The following is an 18,064-nucleotide window of genomic DNA, read 5'->3' on the forward strand; positions in this document are numbered from 1 at the left end:
AGCCGCACCTAGCCAGCCGGCGGCCGCCCGGGCGCATGGTCTCAGCACTGACGGGAAGGCTCACGCGAACTGCCTCGGCTGGGCCGCGGCCCGGCTCCCGGCCCGCCCACACATCGACGGTGCCACAAACACCCAGCGCGCAGGGCCCCGGCACGCCACAGCGCCTTCGGCACGCCCCCGCAGCCCGCTCGCCTCAGCTGGTGGGAAGCGGCCGGACAAGAGGCTGCTCGCGCTGAGGCAGCATGCGAGGCGTTTCGAGGCAAGGGGCACGGCCCGGGACAGCGTCGTAATCGGCTCTGCCTCCGGTTCGCAGGCGCTTCCCACGTGCGCCAAGCGAACCGAACGAGTCGGGGCTCGAACCGTCGCCCAGCACCACGCCACGACGTCGGACGCGTCCTCGCCACCGGCGAGGCCTACACCCGCCCCACCCATCACAAGAAAGACACCACACCACGGCGCACACGGGCTGATGGACACACCGATCACCGAGCACACTGATGCCATGCGCGTGGACGAGACCGCCAAGCTGACCGCTGCCAGGGCCGGAGTCGCCTTGGCAGCCGTCATCGCCTCCCCCGTCCTCATCGTGGCCGGGGCCCACCTTCGCAGCCGCTGCCTTGGCTACACCTTCCGCGACGGCGCACCGGCCCCAGTGGAGAAGGAGCACGGGTGGGTCAACATCCAGTACATCGCTGTGACTAGCACGATCGTGGATTGGCTCTGCACACCCTCCCAAGCCCTGACATCTCGCCTTAGACGCTGGCACTGTCGATGAGACACAGAACGGCGGGACCGGAAACTTAGACCACAAGGTGAGTACCTGATCCTGACATGCCAAGTCTGTTTCTGTTCAGTGGCGCCCGGTGCGGTCACCGCGGCGACTCCTTGGTGGGACCATCAGAATTTTGGTGGACGCCCTCGGCTCGATGGCATTGGTGGTGCAGATGATCTGGCGGATCCCCGTTTCGAAGATCAAGGAGACGTGCACTGATCTTTGGGACCGCTTCGTCGCCTCTGACCCAGGACTGCTGCGCCTGAGCGCGGGCCTGCGCACGGTCTCCGCGATCGCGCTGACGCTCGCCGTCCTCGCCGCGTTCGGCGCCGGCGGCAGCCTGCTGGTCGCCGGGGCGGTGTCGGCCCTGTCGGCGACCTTCGCGATCACCGAGCCGCGCCCGCGCGACCAGGCCGTCACCCTCGCCCTCGGCTTGCCGGCCGCGCTGCTCGCGGTCACGCACGCCGCGCTGCTCGCCCCGTACGTCGTCGCGGGCGACTTGACCTTCCTCCTCCTGATCTTCATCGCGGTCTATGCGCGCCGCTTCGGCGACCGGGTCGCCTCCGTCGGGCTGATCGGCTTCCAGATCTACTACGTCTCGGTCTTCGTCCATGCGCGGACCGCCCAGCTGCCGCAGCTGTACGCGACAACGGCCGCTGCCTTCTGCGTCGCCGCCGTGGCCCGCTTCGTCCTCGTCCCATCCACGCCCGAGCGCACCCTGCGGCAGTTGCGCCGCGCCTTCCGGGCCCGACTGGCGCAGGTGATCGCGACCGAGGAGGAGCTGGTCGGCGAGCCGACGGACAACGGCAGCGAGAAGACGGTCGACACGCTCCGCCGCAACACCGCGCGGCTGCACGAGTGCGCGCTGATGATCCAGGGCCGCCTGGAGGACGGCACCCGCGACCCCGTCACCGCCGCTGTCCTCCAACGGCGCATCGCCGACGCCGAGATCGCCGCCGAACGGCTCGGCCTGCTGTTGCTCAAGGCCCGCCACCGCGACATTGCCGACACCACCCTCACCCTCCACCTGCCGGATGTGCCTCCACTCGCCGCGCCCGCCCATCCCGATGCGGAGGACGAGACGACGCGCCTGACCCGCCGCGAGCTGCGGGCGCTCCACCTCCTCGTCACCCGCGCCACGACCGCCGACCGCAGGACCGGCATCGCCCTGCTGCGCAACCGGCTGCTCGGCTACCAGGACGACGAGAACCTGCCGGCCGGCCCGCTCGCCGTCCAGGACGTCTTCCGGGCGATCGGCGAGGCCGCCCGCGCCGTGCTCGGTCTGAGCATCGCGCTCGACCCCCGGCACGAGGCGTCCGAGGACGACAGCCCCGAGACCATCCGCTCGCGTGAAGAGCTGGACGCCGAGGACATCTCCATGGCCAGCCGAAAGGAGGAGGACGCCCAAGCGGATCGAGAGCCGTCCGGCCTCAACCGGCCGACGACGCGGACTGCCTTCCAAGTGACCACCGGCTCAGCACTGGCCATCACGGGCGGCGAGCTCTTGTCCCCCCAACGCTGGTACTGGGCAGTGCTCACCTGCTGGGTGGTCTTCCTCAACAGCCGTACCACCGGCGAAATCCTCGTCAAGGGCTACCAGCGGCTGCTCGGCACCGTCGGCGGCGCGCTCGCCGGCGGCGCGCTCGCGGTCCTCGTCGGCCACCACACCCGGACCGCGTTCACGCTCGTCCTGATATGCGTCTTCGGTGCCTACTTCACCGCGCCACTCTCCTACGTGCTGACGTCGTTCTTCCTCGCAGCGACACTCGCCCTGCTCTACACCCTGCTGGGCACCCTCAACCCGGCCGTGCTGGAGGTGCGCATCGAGGAGACGGCACTAGGCGCGGCGTCCGGCATTATCGCGGCGCTGTGCGTGCTTCCGGTACGCACGCACCACCAAATTGACCAGCAACTGCGTACCGTGCTGCTGCGGCTGGGCGAGGTCAGCAAGGCCTCGGTCGAACAGCTCAGCGGCGGCCCGGAGTCCGATCTCCTCGACATCGCACGGAAGCTGGACACCGCCCTGGACGATCTGGAGCACTCCACGCAGCCGCTGACCCACCCGATCACGCCACTGCGCGTACAGCGGCGCACCATCCGCTATGCCGTGGCGCTGCTGGAGACCTGCGCCTACCACGCCCGCAGCCTGGCCGCGACAGCCGAGCTGGTGCCCAGCAGTACGCGGATCGCGGCCGATCCGCAGCTCGCCCAGGTGGGGGAACGGATCGACCGCAATCTGCGGGCCCTCATCGCGCACCTCGACGGCGAGCGCGGCGGTGAGGCACCCGCCGTCGAAGCGGGCGCGAGCGTGGCCTCAATGCTGGAGAACACCACGCAAAACACCGTCACCGACCGCGTGCTGCGGCACCTGCAACGGCTCGACTTGAGCGTGGCCGGCCTGGCCCGCCCGATCGGCGTGGCCCTCGCCGATGAAGGCGACCAAGCGCACACGCGGCAACGCAGCAGAGGCGCCGCCTGAGCCCGGACGTCTCCAGGACGCCGTTCGTTCCAGCTTGAGGCAACGCTGGCTCTGCGAACGGACCAAGGACCTCCGAGCCGTTGCCGTCCTCCCGAGCCGTTGCCGTACAGCGGTGAAGTACAGCAACTACTTCGACCGCAGGTGACCGTCGCCGGCCCCAGGCGACCGGCTGACTGGCTGACTGGCTGACTGGCTCAAGCAGACTCATCGACCGCGCCGCCCGTAGTTCGCATCGAGGGGATCGAGGAGGCAGGAGGCTACCCCGTGGGACGTTCGGCGCGCGCTGGCTCCCGTGCTCGTCCGTTGCAACGGGCTCTGCCTGCGCACCCCGTGGCCCGTTTGTTCAGCGCGTGACCGGCAGGGCCTCGGTGAGCGTGCGTCCCTCGGCGCGGGTGGCGGGCGGGAACGAGAGCTTGAGGCCGGTCTCCTGTTCGACAACGGAGAGGTGGGTGACCAGGGCGAGGCCAAGGAGGCCTTTCTTGGGTTCTGCGGCGGAGACGTAGGGGCGCGGCAGGTTCATCAGCAGTTTGCCGGGCTTGCCGCTGGCGGTGGCGGCGTCGAAGAAGAGCAGGCGCTGGTCGGTCAGGAGGATGTACATCTGGCGGGGCCGTACCGTTCCTATCACCGTTCCGGCGCTGAGCACTCCGACCACGGCGGTGGTGAGGATCTGCTTGCGCACCGAGACCGAGCCGACGTTGGCGAGGGTGGGGAGTTCGACCACCTCGCCCTCGATGAGCAGTGGGCCGGCGGTCTCCAGCAACTGTCGGCGGCGGCGTCCGTTGAGGGCCACGGTGGTGCTCCTGGGGCTGAGGGGGTGGATGGCCCTGCGGAGTCTAGGGACGAGCCTCGGCGCCATTCGTGCATATTCTGTGAATGTGCAATGAACACATGCCATGTACGGCAATGGCATGGCAAAGGACTATTAAACAGTCGGTGACGTGATCCAAAGGAACCGCTTAGGATCCGCACATGTCAGCCGCCACGCCCCTGCCACCACCCGACTTCGAGGTCGCCTCGGCCTACCCCGAGGCCCGCTGGCTGAGGCAAGCCGCCGCGGCGCACGACTGGAGGGCGATCCGGGAGTACGCCCACAGGCTCCCGCAGGATACGGACCGGACGTTCGTGGCGACATCGGTGGGTGACGTCCCGGGAGTAGAACACCCGCTGCGGGAGCTGGTCGCCGCCGCCCCCGACGACGTCCTGGCCGCGACCCTGCTCGCGGCACGCGAGGTGAACCTCGGCTGGGAGGCCAGGACCGCATCGCGGGCCGAACGTGTCAGCCGCGAGCGGTTCACGGTCTTCCAGGAGCATCTGCGGCGGGCCGAGCAACTGCTCATCCGGGTCACCGCCCTCGACCCCGCACAGGACGCCGCGTGGTCGGAGCGCCTCAACACCGCCAGGGGACTTCAGCTCGGCCAGAACGAGGCGCGACGCCGGTACGACCGGCTGGCCGCGTACCGCCCTCACCACTTCACCGGGCAGGCGCGGCTGCTGCAGCAGCTGTGCCCCAAGTGGGGCGGGAACTGGGAGGCCGCCCACGGCTTCGCCCTGGAATGCATGCGGGCGGCCCCCGCCGGGGCGCTGAACGGCGGCCTGGTGGCGGAGGCTCACTTGGAGCACTGGGCCGACCTCGCCAAGGACCGGCGGCCCGAGTACCTGCGGCAGTCGTACGTCCACCGGGAACTCGTCGAGGCAGCCGAACGCTCCGTCCTGCACCCGGAGTTCCGGCGCCCCTTCGGCTGGGTCACCGTCCAGGGGACGTTCGCCGCGCTCTTCGGCCTGATCGGGGACCAGGAACGGGCAGCCGCGCACTTCCGCGCGCTGGGCAACCTGGCCTCCAGCTATCCCTGGAGCTACCTCGGCGATCCGGCCGACGCCTTCGTCACGTACCGCGCCGCCGCGCTCGCAAGGGGCTGAACCATGAGCCAGGTCATTCACCACACCCAGGTCGACGGCATACCCGCCCTCTTCGCGCACACCACCGGGCCGATGCTCGCCGGGCTGGTGTTCCGGGTCGGCATGGCCGACGAGACGCTGGGCCAGGCCGGGATCACGCACCTGGTCGAGCACTTGGCGCTGCACCGCCAGGGACTGGCCGACTACCACTTCAACGGCACGACCAAGGCCGCGTTCACGCACTTCCACGTCAAGGGCACCGACCAGGAGATCGTCGCGTACCTCAACGGCGTGTGCGCCTCGCTGACCGATCTGCCGATGGACCGCCTGGAGACGGAGAAGGAGATCCTCCGCACGGAGGAAGCCGGGCGCAGCACCGGTCAGTTGCCGCTCTGGCGTTACGGGGCGCAGGGTTACGGCCTGGTCAGTTACCCCGAGTGGGGCCTGACGCAGTTGCGCCCCCAGGATGTACTGCACTGGGCCGAAAGGTCGTTCACCAGGGAGAACGCGGTGCTGTGGATCGCCGGCGAGGGGATTCCGGCCGGTCTGTCGCTGAAGCTCGCGTCCAGTGCCCGGCATCCGATGCCGCCTGTCACGTCGGCGCTGCCCGCCGCTCCCGCGTACTTCTCCGGCGGGAAGGGCGGCGTGCTGCTGGACTCCGTCGTCCGGGAGGGCGTCGCCGCCCAGCTGTACGCGGCAGTGCTGGAGCGCGAGCTGTTCCGCAGCCTGCGGCAGGAGAGCGGCTTTTCGTACACGGCCGCCACCGACTGCGAGGCACGCGGGGACGGCTTCGCGGTCATCACCGCCTTCGCCGACGCCCTGCCCGACAAGCAGGACGCCGTGCTCGGCGGCTTCGTCGACGTCCTGGCGAAGCTTCAGGTGGGCCGGTTCGAGCAGGCGGACCTCGACGCAGTGCGCGCCCGTGCCGACGAGGCACTGATCGCCCCGCATGCCGCGGCGCAGCTGCTGTCCTCGGCCGCTGAGAAGGTGCTCGCCGGCCGCCCGGTGTACGGACCCCAGGAGTTGCGGGCAGAACTGTGGGCGGTGACACCGACCGATCTGCACGCAGTCGCCCTGGAGGCCTCGGGAACGGCACTGATGCAGGTACCCGCAGGTCACCGGGCCGACTGGGCCGGATACGCGCCGGCCCCGACCCGTTCCTCATACACCGTCACCGGACGGCGGTTCGCCTCGGCGGGCAACGACGGTACGTCGCTGCTGATCGGCGCCGAGGGCGTCAGCCTGACCGGGGACGGCGAGTCGGTCACCGTCCTGTACCGCGCATGCGCCGCCAAGCTCACCTGGCCCGACGGCGGCCGTCGGCTCGTCGGCAACGACGGCCTCACCGTGGACGTGGAGCCGGGCTTCTATGGCATCGACCCGCAGACGATGGCCACCATCGACGCCGCCGTGCACCCCTCCGCCACGGTGTGGCTGCCGCCCCGCCAGCACCAGCCCCGGCCCGCCTCGGAACGGAAGGCCACCGCCGCGCCGACGACCACGGCCACAACCGGCGGGCAGGGGGAGAATCCGCCGACCCGGCGCACCGGCGGACAGACGGCCGTACTGATCGTCTTCGGCCTGGCCGCCGGACTGTGGTCCTGCATGGCCCTCCTGCTCACCCTCTTCGGCGCCACCGATCCGCAGACCACCACCGGCGAGTGGATCGCGATGAGCCTCTTCTTCTGGGTCGTCGCCGCCCTGCTGGCATGGCCCGCGATTCGGATCCTGCGGCGGACCCGACGGACGTGAGCGGCCCCGGCCTCGGTGACCCCACTCAAACACGCTCACAAGAGCCCCCCCCCGCTTGCGCACCACTTGGCCGCATCGTTGTACAGGGCCTGGTCTGGGCACTCAGGTCGGGCCACCGGCCAGGACACCGCGACCGCCACCCTCGGCCAGGCCTTCCAGGACAGCTGCCAGCGGTGAAAGAAGGCTGGAGAGAATCAGGGCATGGTTGCTGCTGAAGAGATCTCCCGCGATGCCCTGTTCCGCCGCGGCTTCGCCCTGGAGTAAACCACGCTCGCCTGGACGGGCCGCCGTCGATGTCCGGCGTGATCCCGGAGAGGTCCCCGCCAGGACCGGCCGTCCCATGCGGTCGGTCGTTTCGCGGCCATCGACCCGCAAAAGCGGGCGAAGCGCACGGGACATTCCTTTCGTGGAGTCCGCAAGCCGCCTCACGCGGCCGTGCCGGCGTGGATCATGCTCATGACGGCCTGGCTGGTTGCCTGGTAGTCGTGGTCGTTGTCCAGCTCACCGACGATCCGGTACTCGCTCATCACCGTGATGCGGTCGGCGAGTGTGATCATCTCCGGCAAGTCGGAAGAGATCAGCAGAATGGCGATCCTGGTATCGGCCAGGCCGAGGATGAGCTCGTGAAAAGCCGCCTTGGTGCGGACGTCGATGCCGACGGTGGGTTCGTCGATCACCAGAATGTCACAGTCGGCAGCCAGCCATTTGGCCAAGCTCACCTTCTGCTGATTGCCGCCGGACAATTGGCCCGCGAGCTGACCAGGGGCGGCGATGCGCATGCCCAGCCGTTCTCGGTAGATCTCGACCAGTGATCGCTCGTCGCGGTCACGGACCACACCGGCACGCGCGATGCGCTGCCACACGGTGACCGCCACATTGCGGCTGATCGGCTGGTCGAGGAAGACACCCTCCTCCTTGCGGTTCTCCGTCACGTAGCCCATGCGGTAACGACGCAGGGCGTCCCCGACGTTACGGATCCGGGCTGGCTTGCCATGGACACGTATAACACCGGAAGTGATCGTCTCCAGCCCGAGCACGGCACGCACCAGTTCACTCCGGCCCGCGCCGACCAGTCCGTACAGCCCGAGGATCGCGCCCGGCTGGACCCGCAGCGACACGTCCCGGTGGCCCATCGCGGTGGAGACCTCCTGCAGCTCCAGCGCCGGGGTTGCGTCAGTGTCTACGCGCCGGGATTGGAGCGCGAGATCCGCATGCGCCCGACCGACCATCAGGTTGACAATCTCTTGGCGGGAGTAGTCGGCCAGCGGATGAGCCTCGGCGACGCTGCGTCCGTCGCGCAGGATGGTCACCGTGTCGGCGACCGCGAAGACTTCCTCGAGCTTGTGGCTGACGAGCACAACGGAGTGACCTTGGTCGCGCAGTCGGCGCACGACGGTGAACAGCCGGTCGGCTTCGTCACCGGTCAGTGACGCGGTGGGTTCGTCGAGCAGGAGGACGGTGCTGTCCACGGCGAGGGCCTTGGCGATCTCCACGAGTTGCATCTGTGCGACCGACAGCGACCCGACCGCCTGGTCGACATCGAGCCGCACGTCGAGCTGGTCGAGGCATCGACGCGCCAGCGCCCGCATCGCGGCACGGTCGACGAATCCGCGACGCGTTGGCACGGCCTGCAGGGCGATGTTCTCGGCGACCGAGAACTCGGGGATCAGGTTGCGCTCCTGGTGCACGACGCCGATCCCCGCACGCTGCGCGTCCTGCGGCCTGGCGAAGCGGGTCTCTGTCAGGCCGCCCGCGCCGTCGTCGACGAGCAGGCGACCGCCGTCGGGCTGGTACACGCCCGTGACGATCTTGATCAGCGTGCTCTTGCCGGCCCCGTTCTCCCCCAGCATCGCGTGGACGCTGCCCGGTTCCAGGACCAGTGACGCTCCGTCGAGGGCGCGGACGCCGGGGAAGGTCTTGACCAGTTTTTCGGCGACAAATTTCATCGTCGGCTTCCCCTTTGCCGCACACGGATCTGAGTCAGGAGGACGGCGCCGAGAACGACGGCGCCCACGATCAGGTTGACCCAGCTGGGGTCGATGGAGTACTGGGCCTGCGCGACGTCGACCAACCGGACGATCAAGGCGGCCAGGCAGGTGCCGACCACGCTGACGACACCACCGGCCAGTGCGACGCCCCCGATGATGGGCGCGGCGAAGCTCGGCAGAAGCAGGTCGTCGCCGATAGAGGCGTTCACGGAACCGGACAGGGCCACCTCGACCACACCGGCGACGCCCGCGAGCAGCCCGGAGAGCATGTGCGCGAGGACTATCGAGCGGTCGTTGGAGATGCCGGACAGCCGTGCCGAGAGCGGGTTGCCTCCGGTGGCGAGCAGTTGGCGCCCGAGCGCGGCCCGGCGGAAGAACACCGCCACCAGCGCGGCGACGACCACAGCGGCCAGGAACGCGTTCGGCACCCCCAGGGTCGACCCCTGCCCGAGACTCACCAGGCCGTGCGAGTAGCCCTGGTACGTGGCGGTCCCGTGCACGCCGTAGCGCAACCCGTCGATGATCGTCATGCTCGCCAGGGTCACGATGAAGCCGTTGATGCGGGTCACCACCGCAACGACCCCGTTGACCAAGCCCACCGCCGCGCCGGTCAGCATACCGGCGATGATCGCCAGCCAAGCCGGCAGTCCGGCCTGGACCATAAGCCACGCCGCGACCATCGAACAGAAGCCGGTGAGCACCCCGACGCTGAGGTTCATCTGCCCGACACCGAGTACCACCATCTGAGCCAGCCCGACCAGGATCGGCACGGCCAGGTACTGGAAGACCGCTGTGAGCGTGGCGCCGTGAAGCAGATTGCCGTGAGTGGTAGCGGCCAGCACGACGAAACCTGCGACGGCAACAAGGACGAGCGTGAACTCGGAGGTCCGCACGACTTCTTGGAAGCGCCGTCGCCGAGCGGTGCCCGCCGTTGCTGTACTGCTGGTTGTCGCGGTCATGAGCGGCTCCCTCGGCGCTCGGCGACGACCTGGCGGACTCGGTCCAGCGACAGGGCGACGACCAGGACAACGCCGATGTAGATGTTGAGTTGCTGGACCGAGAACTGCAGCAGGTTCAGCCCGGTCCGGATGACCTCCGTGAGCGCGGCACCGAGCACCGTCCCCAGCACGCTGACGGCTCCGCCGCTCAACAGCGTTCCGCCGAGCACCGGTCCGAGGAAGGACGGCAGCATGAAGGAGCTGCCGATATCGGCGGAGAACGCGCCACTGTTGATGGCGAGCAGGAACCCGGCAAGCGCGGACAGCAGGCCTGACAGCGCGTGCGCCTGGATGATGCGCCGCGACGTCGGGATGCCCGAAAGCTCCGCCGCCCTCAGGTTCGAGCCGGTCATCAGAATTTCCCGGCCCACGCGGGACACCCGGAAGAGCAGCCCGACGACTATAGCCGCGAGGACGGCGATCGGGACGATCAGTGGTACGGGCGGTCCGCAGAGATTTCCCATGCAGTAGTCGCTGAAGGTGTCTGTCCGCAGCGAGTCCATGCCGGCCGGGTGGACGTTGAATGCGACGCCGTCACCGACGCCGCTGTAGAGCAGGGAGACGAGACCGACGAGCGCGAAGTCCAGGGCCAGGGTGACGACGAACGAGTTGACGCGGGTCGTGGTGATGATCCAGCCCGCGGCCGCACCGACGGTCGCACCCACGGCGAGGCCGATCAGCAATCCGGGCCATAGCGGTACGGAAAGGTGCTGGTAGCACCAGCCCATCACGAAGGCGGAGATCGCCGCCATGCGCGGGACGGCGAGATTCATGTGGCCGAGTGAGAGCACCGCGAGCTGGGCGAGGCCGACGACGAGGAACACGCTGAGGTCGGCCTGCATCGGCACGATTGTGAGGTCGACGTTGAGGAAGGAAGACCGCAGTGAGGAGAACACCACGACGAGCACGGCGATCACTATGAGCAGACCGAAGCGCGGGTTGGCCCAGAATGGCAGGGTGCGCACCGCGCGAGGCTGTGCCACCTGCTGGTCACTCGTCGGGCCGGTCGCGATCGTGGGATCGGGCTGCGGCAGGGGCGCGGACATGGCTCACGCCACCCGATGGTCGTCGATGGCGTCGAGGTCCCAGTCGATGCCCAGCCCCGGTGTGTCCGGGGCGAGCGCCGCGCCGTCCTCGATGGCGAGCCGCGAAGACGTGATCGCCGTGAGTTGCGGGATGTATTCGACGTAGCGGCTGTTCGGCACCGCAGCGCACAGGCTGACGTGCAGTTCCATCAGGAAGTGCGGGCAGACCGAGATGTTGTGCGCCTCGGCGAGATGCGCCACCTTCAGCCACGGAGTGATGCCGCCGATCCGCGCGACATCAGCCTGCACGATCCCCACGGCGCCCTGCTGGATGTACTCGGCGAACTGGCCGATCGAGTACAAGGATTCCCCGACGGCCACCGGAATAGTGGTCGACCTGGCAAGACGTGCGTGGCCGGCGATGTCGTCGGCGGGCAGCGGCTCCTCCACCCAGTAGATGTCGACAGGTTCGAGCAGGCGGGCACGCCGGACGGCGTCCGCCGCGGTCAGCGACTGATTGGCGTCAACCATCAGGTCGATCCCGGGCCCGAGCGCGCCGCGCACGGCGGCGAGACGTTCGACGTCCTCTGCCGGGTCCGGCTTGCCAATCTTGATCTTGACGCCGCCGCGTCCGGAGTCGAGTGCCGCCTTGGCACCGCTGATGAGCTCGTCGATCGACAGGTGCAGCCAGCCGACCTCGGTGTCGTACAGCGGGACGCGGTCCGACGCTCCGCCGGCGGCGATCCAAAGCGGCTGATCCGTCCGGCGGCAGCGCCAGTCCCACAGCGCGGTGTCCACGGCGGCCAGGGCCAGGGAGGTGATGGCGCCGACCGCCGTGGCTCGTGTCGAGGCGAACAGGTCACGCCAGATCGCCTCGGTATGGCGTGCGTCGCGATGTATGAGCTTGGGAAGCAGGTAGTCACTCAGCATCGCGAGGATCGCGGTGCCTCCCGTGCCGATGGTGTAGCTGTAGCCACGCCCCAATAGGCCGTCACTGGTCGTGATCTCGACGAAGATGGTTTCCTGTTTGAGAAAGGACTGCACTGCATCGGTGCGCACCGCCTCGACGGGCAGATCGACGAGATACGCCCGGGCATCGGTGATAATGGACAAAGTTTCTCCTGGAACTGCCTCGGTCGAAAGCGCTTTCGCCCTCACTTACAGGAAAGGTATTTGCTGTCGAAGTCGGCTTTCAGTTGCGTGGTCTTGGCCTCCCGCTGGGTGTCGTAGGTGGCGACGTTGGTCTTGGTGACGACGAACGAGCCCGAGTCGATGTCCACGCCTGGCGTCGTCATGGTGCAGCCACCGGCGAGCTTCATCAGGCCGTAGGCGCCGACGTAGGCCTGACCGACCGGGTTCTGCACAACGGTCGCGGCCACCGAGCCGTCTTTGATTCCGGCGATGATGGTCGGGTCGTCGTCGATTGCGATGACCTTGATCGGCAGATGAGACTGCTTGACCGCGGACGCTGAAGCGACGGCGGGGTTGTAGGCGGTGTTCACGATCGCCTTGATCTGTGTGCCCTTCGCGGCGAGCAGATCGGTCACGGCCTTCTGGGCGGTCTGCAGGTCCGTGTCGATGTCGGTCACGGTCTGGAGCAGCTTGACCTTGCCGTTGGTCTCCGCCACGGCTTTCTGGACACCGGCGATGCGGCGCTGGGTGTTGGAGTCGGTCTTGTTCCCTGTGAGGTGGACCAGGTTTCCGGATCCGCCCATCTGCTGAATGGCCGTCTTGGCCGCCTGGTACGCCGCGGTCTCAACGTCGGTGGCCAGGCAGAAAGAGGCCGCATCGGTGGTGCCGGCCGGGCAGGAGCCGAGGGAGGCGACGAGCAGGTGCTTGGCCGCCAGGTCGCTGAAGGTGGAGTTGATGTTGTCCGGGGACACCCCGAAGACACCGAAGGCGTTGTAGCCCTGGGCGGCCAGCGACTGCAGAAGGTTGTTCTGCTTGGTCTGGTCCCAGCCGGCGGTCTCGTTGTACGTCACCCCGCCCAGTCCGAAGTCGGTTTTGGCCTGTTGCGCCGCGTTCTTCCAAGGCTGGAAGTACGGGTGAGCGCCGCCGGGCACGAACGCGATCTTGACCTTGGCCGGGGAAAGCGTGTTGCTCTGTGCGGCGCCCGTACCGGCGTCGCTCTTCTTGGCGCAGCCGGCTGCGGCCAGCGTTACCGAAAGCGCTATTGCGACCAGTGCCATACTTCTGGTTGAGGATTTGCAAATACGCATGGCATTACCTATCTGTAGTGACTTGCGCTGGGTGGGAAAGGTCTTCAGATGTTGCTCTCGACGTAGGCGTGCAGCGCCGCCGGATAGTCCAGGGCGGCGGGTAGCGCAATCCCCGGGTCGAGAGGCGCGTGCAGGTAACCGTCGCTGCCGATCTCGGGTTTTTTCACGACGGGATTGGCAGTGATGAGCGACTCGAAGAAGGTTGTGTTCGGGATCGCCATGGACAGGTGCTGACTGGGGATCTCGTCACCGAGAACCTCCGCGCGGGTGCGAAACGCCTCGGCGAGATGGGCGGTGCGGAGCGCTCCCGTGATCCCGCCGCGGGTCGACGCGCTGGCTCGAACGCCAAAGGTGGCGACGCCCGCAACGATGAAGTCGGCTGTGTTCATGTGTGCGCCGTCGGACGTCTCAGCCACAAGGAGCGGGATGTCGACGGTCTGCGCGAGCCGTTGGTAGGCGTTCACGTTGAACTCGCGCATCGGCTCCTCGTACCAGAGGAATCCGGCGTCGGCGAGCGCGTGACCGACACGGATCGCATCGGGGAGGTCGAAACCGGCCGAGCCGTCGTACATCAGCGGAACGTCGTCACCGACATGGGCGCGTAGGCGGTGCGCGAGCTCGGTGTCCGCACGGACATCCCCCCACGCGTGCACCTTGATCGCCTGGTAGCCGAGCTCGAGGCACTGGGTCGCCACGTCGAGGTACTCGGCGACATCCCGAAACGTCACGGTGGAGGCATAGGCGGCGATCTTGTCGCGGAATCCCCCGAGCAGCTGCCAGGTCGGCCGGCCGTGCAGCCGCCCGGCGAGATCCCACAGTGCGATGTCGACCAGGCCCAACGCCGGCAGGGGCAGTTCCTCGGTCCGGTCGATCTCCCAGATCCGGTGCCAGAGGTACTCGCGCTGCAGCGGATCGGTGCCGACCAGTTCCTCGCGCAGCACCCGGTCGACGAGGTCCTCGACGACGACCGCCATCCCGGGCCGCGTCGCGAGCGCGACACCACTCACGCCCTCGTCGGTGCCGATCCGCAACACTGCCGCCTCGCCGTCGGGTGCGGAGCCGAGCAGACCACGCCGCCAGACGAACGGTGGACGAGGACCGGGCAGCGGGACCCGGAAGCTCTCGACATGCGTGATGCGCACTGGTTGATCCTTTCGCGATGTTGTCGTCATGGGCACCACAGCGGCGCGACATAACGTGTCATCAGAAACAGCCGGTCGGATCGGTTCCGGGCGGCCCCGTCCGGCGCGAGGCGTGTGCCTCGCGTCGATTCGGGGCGGCCCCGTCCGGCGCGAGGCGTGTGCCTCGACTTACGGCATCCGGAACACTTGGACCTCCGCCAGCGCCAGATAGTTGGTGCCTGCCAGCTGCACCATCACGTATCGACCGGTGGTCGATGCGGGCAGCCTGGTCGGCCGGCCCATCGTTGTGGTTTGGTGGCTCGACCACATTCCGGGCTGGGCCGCCTGCTGCGCGGGCGTCAGTGAGTGGTCGAACGGCGTGTCGGACACGAACACCCAGTAGTCGGAGGCCCGGTCACTGCAGCAGTCCGAGCGGTTCCACAGGTTGATGCTGCTCAGGGACTGCGACGAGCCGAGGTCGACCTGCCACCAGGCGTACTGGTTGTAATCGGTGTGCGAGAGGGAGCCGGCCCCGTACCCACCATTCGTGTCCCCATCCACCGCGTGCGACGCAGGGCTGTCGAATGCCGTTGAGGACTGCGTCGCCGGCTTGCCCTGCGCGACGTTGTTCGATGCGTCGTAGGTGTAGCTGGTGTCGCCGACCGCGCTCGTGCCCGCCGCGGTGGTGACGCTGACGTTGCCGTCGTAGACGCCGGTGGGGAGCGTGGCCGTGATCTGATTCGGACCGATGTAGTTCACCTGAGTCGCCGCTGTGCCGTTGATCTTCACGCTGGACGTCGGCGTGAAGCCGTGGCCGGAGATCATCACCTGGTGGTTGACGATCGGGCTGACGACCAGGACACCCGGGGCCTGGGCGGTGGTCAGCCGCTGGAACGCCGGCTGTAGGCCCGCTCCGGCGAGGGTGCTGCTCGGGACGGTGCCGGGTGTCGGGTTGGACGGGATGAGTGTGTTGCCGCCGCCGTCGACGAAGTCGGTGCCGACGTTGTCGCAGAAGTAGTTGTTCAGGCGTCCGACGCGGTAGGAATTCTTGACGATGATGTGGCCTGTGGTCGAGCAGCCGCCGTTGAAGTAGCCGCCGTCGGCGTACTGCACGCCGCCGTCGATGGTGATGTAGGCGCTGCCTTCATCGTTGTAGTTGGCGAAGCTGGTCTGCTTGTTCGCGAAGGTGACGTTGCCCTGCAGCGTCAGGCCGTGTGCCAGGCTCTGTCCCTGGGGGCCGTTGGTGTAGATGGGTCCGCCGTCCTGCCGGGTCCCCATCACGTTGTAGATCACATTGTCGGAGATGACGTTGTCGGCTTGGATGTTCGGGTTGGTGTCCGGGGTCGTCGCGTTGGTGTGCCAGCCCGCCCAGCCGAAGCTGATGCCGGTGTAGGGCAGGTCGCCGATCTCGTTGTGGCTGATCGTGGTCTTGCGGGCGTATCCGCCCCAGATACCCACTGCCCCGGTGTACTCGACGCCGACGTTGTGGATGTAGTTGTTGGTGATGGTATTGCCGACCGAGATCTCGGCTCCCGAGCCGACGGCGACCTGAGCCAGGGCCAGTGAGTGCACGCCGGCCTGCTGGATCATGACGTAACGGCTGGCGGTGTCGGTCGGCACGACGATCTGGCCGTTGGGGGCGCTGGCCTGGTGCCTGGACCAGACCCCGGGCTGGGCGGCCTGTTGCTGTGGCGTCAACCGGGTGTCGAACGGGGTTTTGGAGGCGAACACCCAGAAGTCGCTCAGGTCGGAGCCGGTCGAGGCGGTTATGCCCGTCTGCCACAGCCGCTTCACGCTGCCGAGGTCGACCTGCCACCAGGGGTTGTCCTGCTGCTGCGTGCTGCTGCCCGACGTACGTGTCGTGTCGCCGTCGACGGCGAGTCGAGCGTCGGAGCCGCCCTGGGTCGACGACTGCGTCGCCCGCCGGCCCTGGGAGAGGTTCGTGGCGAACGTGGTCGGCTGAGGGTCGTCGGTGGTGCCGAACTGGAGCCCGTTGCCTGAGACGTCAGTTATCTCGTTCGCGGAGATGAGATCCTTGCTGGCACCGTGGTACGTCCCCAGACCGGCGGCACCGAGGTGCTCGAAGACATTGCCGGTGATCGAGACATTCCTCGTGCCCACCAGATCGACTGCGGCCGGCGGGCGGCTCCACGCGGCGAACGGGCAGGTGCCGGCCGGAGACACGTACTGGCACAGGCCCTGCGTCGTGGAGCCGTTGGGACCCTCGATGTACATGGTGCCCTGCATGTCGGGGAAGCCGTCGTTGCTGCTCGGCTGGCGCCAGGTGGTGTAGGCGAACGTGATGCCGCTGAAGGTGACGTCGTGCAGCGGGTTGTCGGCCGTCGAGGAAGTCGTGACCAGTTGCTCGAGCACGGGCGCGACGAAGCTCATGGCCGCGGGGTCCTCCCCGGGCCGCGGGTCGTAGTAGAGGACGTGGCGCGTCTGGTCGAGGTACCAAGTGCCGGGGCTGAGCAGCTCGTAGGCGTTCTCGATGGTCGTCGGCGTAGCCGACTTGTCGAGTGCTGGAAACCCGCCCGACGGGTTGTCGCCGTCCGGAGCAAGCGGTGTGCTTGGCAGATCCATGTTCGACCAGCATGGCTGGCGCATGGTGATGACCTTGCCGGCGATGGACGCGACGTCGCAGCGAGGCTGCGTCCACGCGCCGTGGCCGCCGTCGAAGACGAACTCGATGTTGGACGGGTTCCGCCAGGACGCAAGCGTGTCGTTGGCCGCCACGAATCCGTCCGCAGTCTGGGTCAGCGCCACCGGACTGGTGCCGGAGCTTCGCGGTATACGTCTGCCGTCTGCGTACAGCTGACGGGTGGTCAGGTCGGCGGGGACAGAGGCCGACCACAGCTTCGGGTTACCAGCATCCGGCTGCCATCCGCCGATGGGGACGCCTCCGCTGAGGACCGGCTGCGCGCCGGGAGCGGCTTGCCAGACGATGCGGTTGCCGTTCTGCCCGGAGTCCTTCGGGCCGAAGTTCAGCGGGGCGTTGAGCCGGTAGGTTCCGCCGGCCAGCTCGACGTGGACGTCACCCTGGCTGTGTGCGGCGAGCCGTGCGGCCGAGGTTTTGGCCTGCTCGACGGAGCAGGGCTGCCGAACGGAGCACGATTGGCCATGCCCGTCAGGAGCGACATAGATCCCATCGATTTGGGCTTGCGCGGGGCTTGACACGGCGACCAGTGCGGCGGCCGATATCCCGATGACGCCGGTGACGCCTGCGAGAGCACGCAGCGCCCGCTTTAGAAGACGACGTGGCATGCGGTTTCCACTCCTTTGGGGACTCCCGGCACGGGCGACGGGCAGGAAGGATGCCCCGAAATCCAATAGGATATTTGCAGCGTGATGCTGCGTCATCCTCAGCGCCGCGTCAAGGCATCGTGCACGTAAAGCTCTAGTCACAGCCCAACTTCGTGGCCCGCGGGGCACTCCGGCCCACCTCAGAACCCTCGTCGCACCCCTTGACACTTCATGATCAGCTTGCAAATCATATAGAATCGCATCTCCGTGGGAGGTAGACATGCGTCAGTAGGCGTGGACGCGGCCCGCGGACAACTAAACGTCCCCTCCGGCACTTCGACACCCTCACCCCCCTTCTCTGTGGAGACCGCGCACGGTCGTCGCCAACAGTGACCGCAGCGGCAGCGAACCTTCGATACCAACCGCTCCGAGTTCCACACCACCAGCACCGGTGCCCCGCGCCCGGCCGACGAAATCGTCGACGACCTCCATAGGGTCAACGCCGGCAACGCCCTCTCTGCCGAACCTCGGGGCCGACACCACCGACCACGTCCCCGACCTGCACGAACGT

The 18,064-nt window shown here is 68.0% G+C and carries 12 protein-coding genes; 4 read left to right on the forward strand and 8 right to left on the reverse strand.

Features of this window, described 5'->3' with window-relative positions:
* The first annotated feature begins 502 nt into the window (after window positions 1-502).
* Window positions 503-775 (forward strand): hypothetical protein, encoded by a 273-nt coding sequence (locus EFK10_RS10085; RefSeq protein WP_127355391.1) that lies wholly within the window; start codon window positions 503-505, stop codon window positions 773-775.
* Between the two features lie 169 nt (window positions 776-944).
* A complete protein-coding gene (locus EFK10_RS10090) occupies window positions 945-3,251 on the forward strand; it encodes an FUSC family protein (protein WP_127355441.1) in 2,307 nt (768 codons plus the stop codon).
* A gap of 343 nt (window positions 3,252-3,594) precedes the next feature.
* Here EFK10_RS10090 and EFK10_RS10095 read toward each other — a convergent pair whose 3' ends face one another.
* A complete protein-coding gene (locus tag EFK10_RS10095; RefSeq protein ID WP_127355392.1) occupies window positions 3,595-4,041 on the reverse strand; it encodes a hypothetical protein in 447 nt (148 codons plus the stop codon).
* A gap of 179 nt (window positions 4,042-4,220) precedes the next feature.
* On the opposite strand from EFK10_RS10095, the gene EFK10_RS10100 reads away from it, so the two are divergent.
* Window positions 4,221-5,168: a hypothetical protein gene (locus tag EFK10_RS10100; RefSeq protein ID WP_127355393.1), complete on the forward strand. Its 948-nt coding sequence runs from the start codon at window positions 4,221-4,223 to the stop codon at window positions 5,166-5,168.
* Between the two features lie 3 nt (window positions 5,169-5,171).
* Entirely contained in the window at window positions 5,172-6,899 is a 1,728-nt protein-coding gene (locus tag EFK10_RS10105) for a peptidase M16 family protein (RefSeq protein WP_127355394.1), read from the forward strand.
* Window positions 6,900-7,324: 425 nt separating this feature from the next.
* On the opposite strand, the gene EFK10_RS10110 is transcribed toward EFK10_RS10105, so the two are convergent.
* The 7 genes from EFK10_RS10110 to EFK10_RS10140 all read right to left on the reverse strand — a co-directional run bounded on the left by EFK10_RS10110 (window position 7,325) and on the right by EFK10_RS10140 (window position 17,514).
* On the reverse strand, window positions 7,325-8,845 hold the full coding sequence (locus tag EFK10_RS10110; protein WP_127355395.1) for a sugar ABC transporter ATP-binding protein: 1,521 nt from the start codon (window positions 8,843-8,845) through the stop codon (window positions 7,325-7,327).
* Window positions 8,842-9,846, reverse strand: coding sequence for an ABC transporter permease (locus EFK10_RS10115; RefSeq protein ID WP_127355396.1), 1,005 nt, complete (start codon window positions 9,844-9,846; stop codon window positions 8,842-8,844). The genes EFK10_RS10110 and EFK10_RS10115 overlap by 4 nt, the downstream gene beginning before the upstream one ends.
* Window positions 9,843-10,850 carry an ABC transporter permease gene (locus EFK10_RS10120; protein ID WP_240677118.1) on the reverse strand — a complete coding sequence of 336 codons (1,008 nt, stop codon included), beginning with the start codon at window positions 10,848-10,850 and terminating at the stop codon, window positions 9,843-9,845. The genes EFK10_RS10115 and EFK10_RS10120 overlap by 4 nt, the downstream gene beginning before the upstream one ends.
* An 84-nt stretch (window positions 10,851-10,934) precedes the next feature.
* Window positions 10,935-12,023, reverse strand: a complete 1,089-nt coding sequence (locus tag EFK10_RS10125) for a mandelate racemase/muconate lactonizing enzyme family protein (protein WP_127355398.1) — start codon at window positions 12,021-12,023, stop codon at window positions 10,935-10,937.
* 41 nt (window positions 12,024-12,064) lie between these two features.
* On the reverse strand, window positions 12,065-13,099 hold the full coding sequence (locus EFK10_RS10130; protein WP_127355399.1) for a sugar ABC transporter substrate-binding protein: 1,035 nt from the start codon (window positions 13,097-13,099) through the stop codon (window positions 12,065-12,067).
* A gap of 74 nt (window positions 13,100-13,173) precedes the next feature.
* Window positions 13,174-14,271, reverse strand: a complete 1,098-nt coding sequence (locus EFK10_RS10135; protein WP_127355442.1) for an enolase C-terminal domain-like protein — start codon at window positions 14,269-14,271, stop codon at window positions 13,174-13,176.
* A 168-nt stretch (window positions 14,272-14,439) separates the two neighbouring features.
* On the reverse strand, window positions 14,440-17,514 hold the full coding sequence (locus tag EFK10_RS10140; protein WP_127355400.1) for a galactose-binding domain-containing protein: 3,075 nt from the start codon (window positions 17,512-17,514) through the stop codon (window positions 14,440-14,442).
* Window positions 17,515-18,064 lie beyond the last annotated feature (550 nt).

This window comes from Streptomyces soli (assembly GCF_003999195.1).
GTDB classification, from domain to species: domain Bacteria; phylum Actinomycetota; class Actinomycetes; order Streptomycetales; family Streptomycetaceae; genus Actinacidiphila; species Actinacidiphila soli.

Excerpts from the sequence above, each read along its gene's own strand:
- EFK10_RS10085 (WP_127355391.1), top strand. The coding sequence starts at position 503 with ATGCGCGTGGACGAGACCGCCAAGCTGACCGCTGCCAGGGCCGGAGTC.
- EFK10_RS10090 (WP_127355441.1), top strand. The coding sequence starts at position 945 with ATGATCTGGCGGATCCCCGTTTCGAAGATCAAGGAGACGTGCACTGAT.
- EFK10_RS10100 (WP_127355393.1), top strand. The coding sequence starts at position 4,221 with ATGTCAGCCGCCACGCCCCTGCCACCACCCGACTTCGAGGTCGCCTCG.
- EFK10_RS10105 (WP_127355394.1), top strand. The coding sequence starts at position 5,172 with ATGAGCCAGGTCATTCACCACACCCAGGTCGACGGCATACCCGCCCTC.
- EFK10_RS10110 (WP_127355395.1), bottom strand. The coding sequence starts at position 8,845 with ATGAAATTTGTCGCCGAAAAACTGGTCAAGACCTTCCCCGGCGTCCGC.
- EFK10_RS10115 (WP_127355396.1), bottom strand. The coding sequence starts at position 9,846 with ATGACCGCGACAACCAGCAGTACAGCAACGGCGGGCACCGCTCGGCGA.
- EFK10_RS10130 (WP_127355399.1), bottom strand. The coding sequence starts at position 13,099 with ATGGCACTGGTCGCAATAGCGCTTTCGGTAACGCTGGCCGCAGCCGGC.
- EFK10_RS10140 (WP_127355400.1), bottom strand. The coding sequence starts at position 17,514 with ATGCCACGTCGTCTTCTAAAGCGGGCGCTGCGTGCTCTCGCAGGCGTC.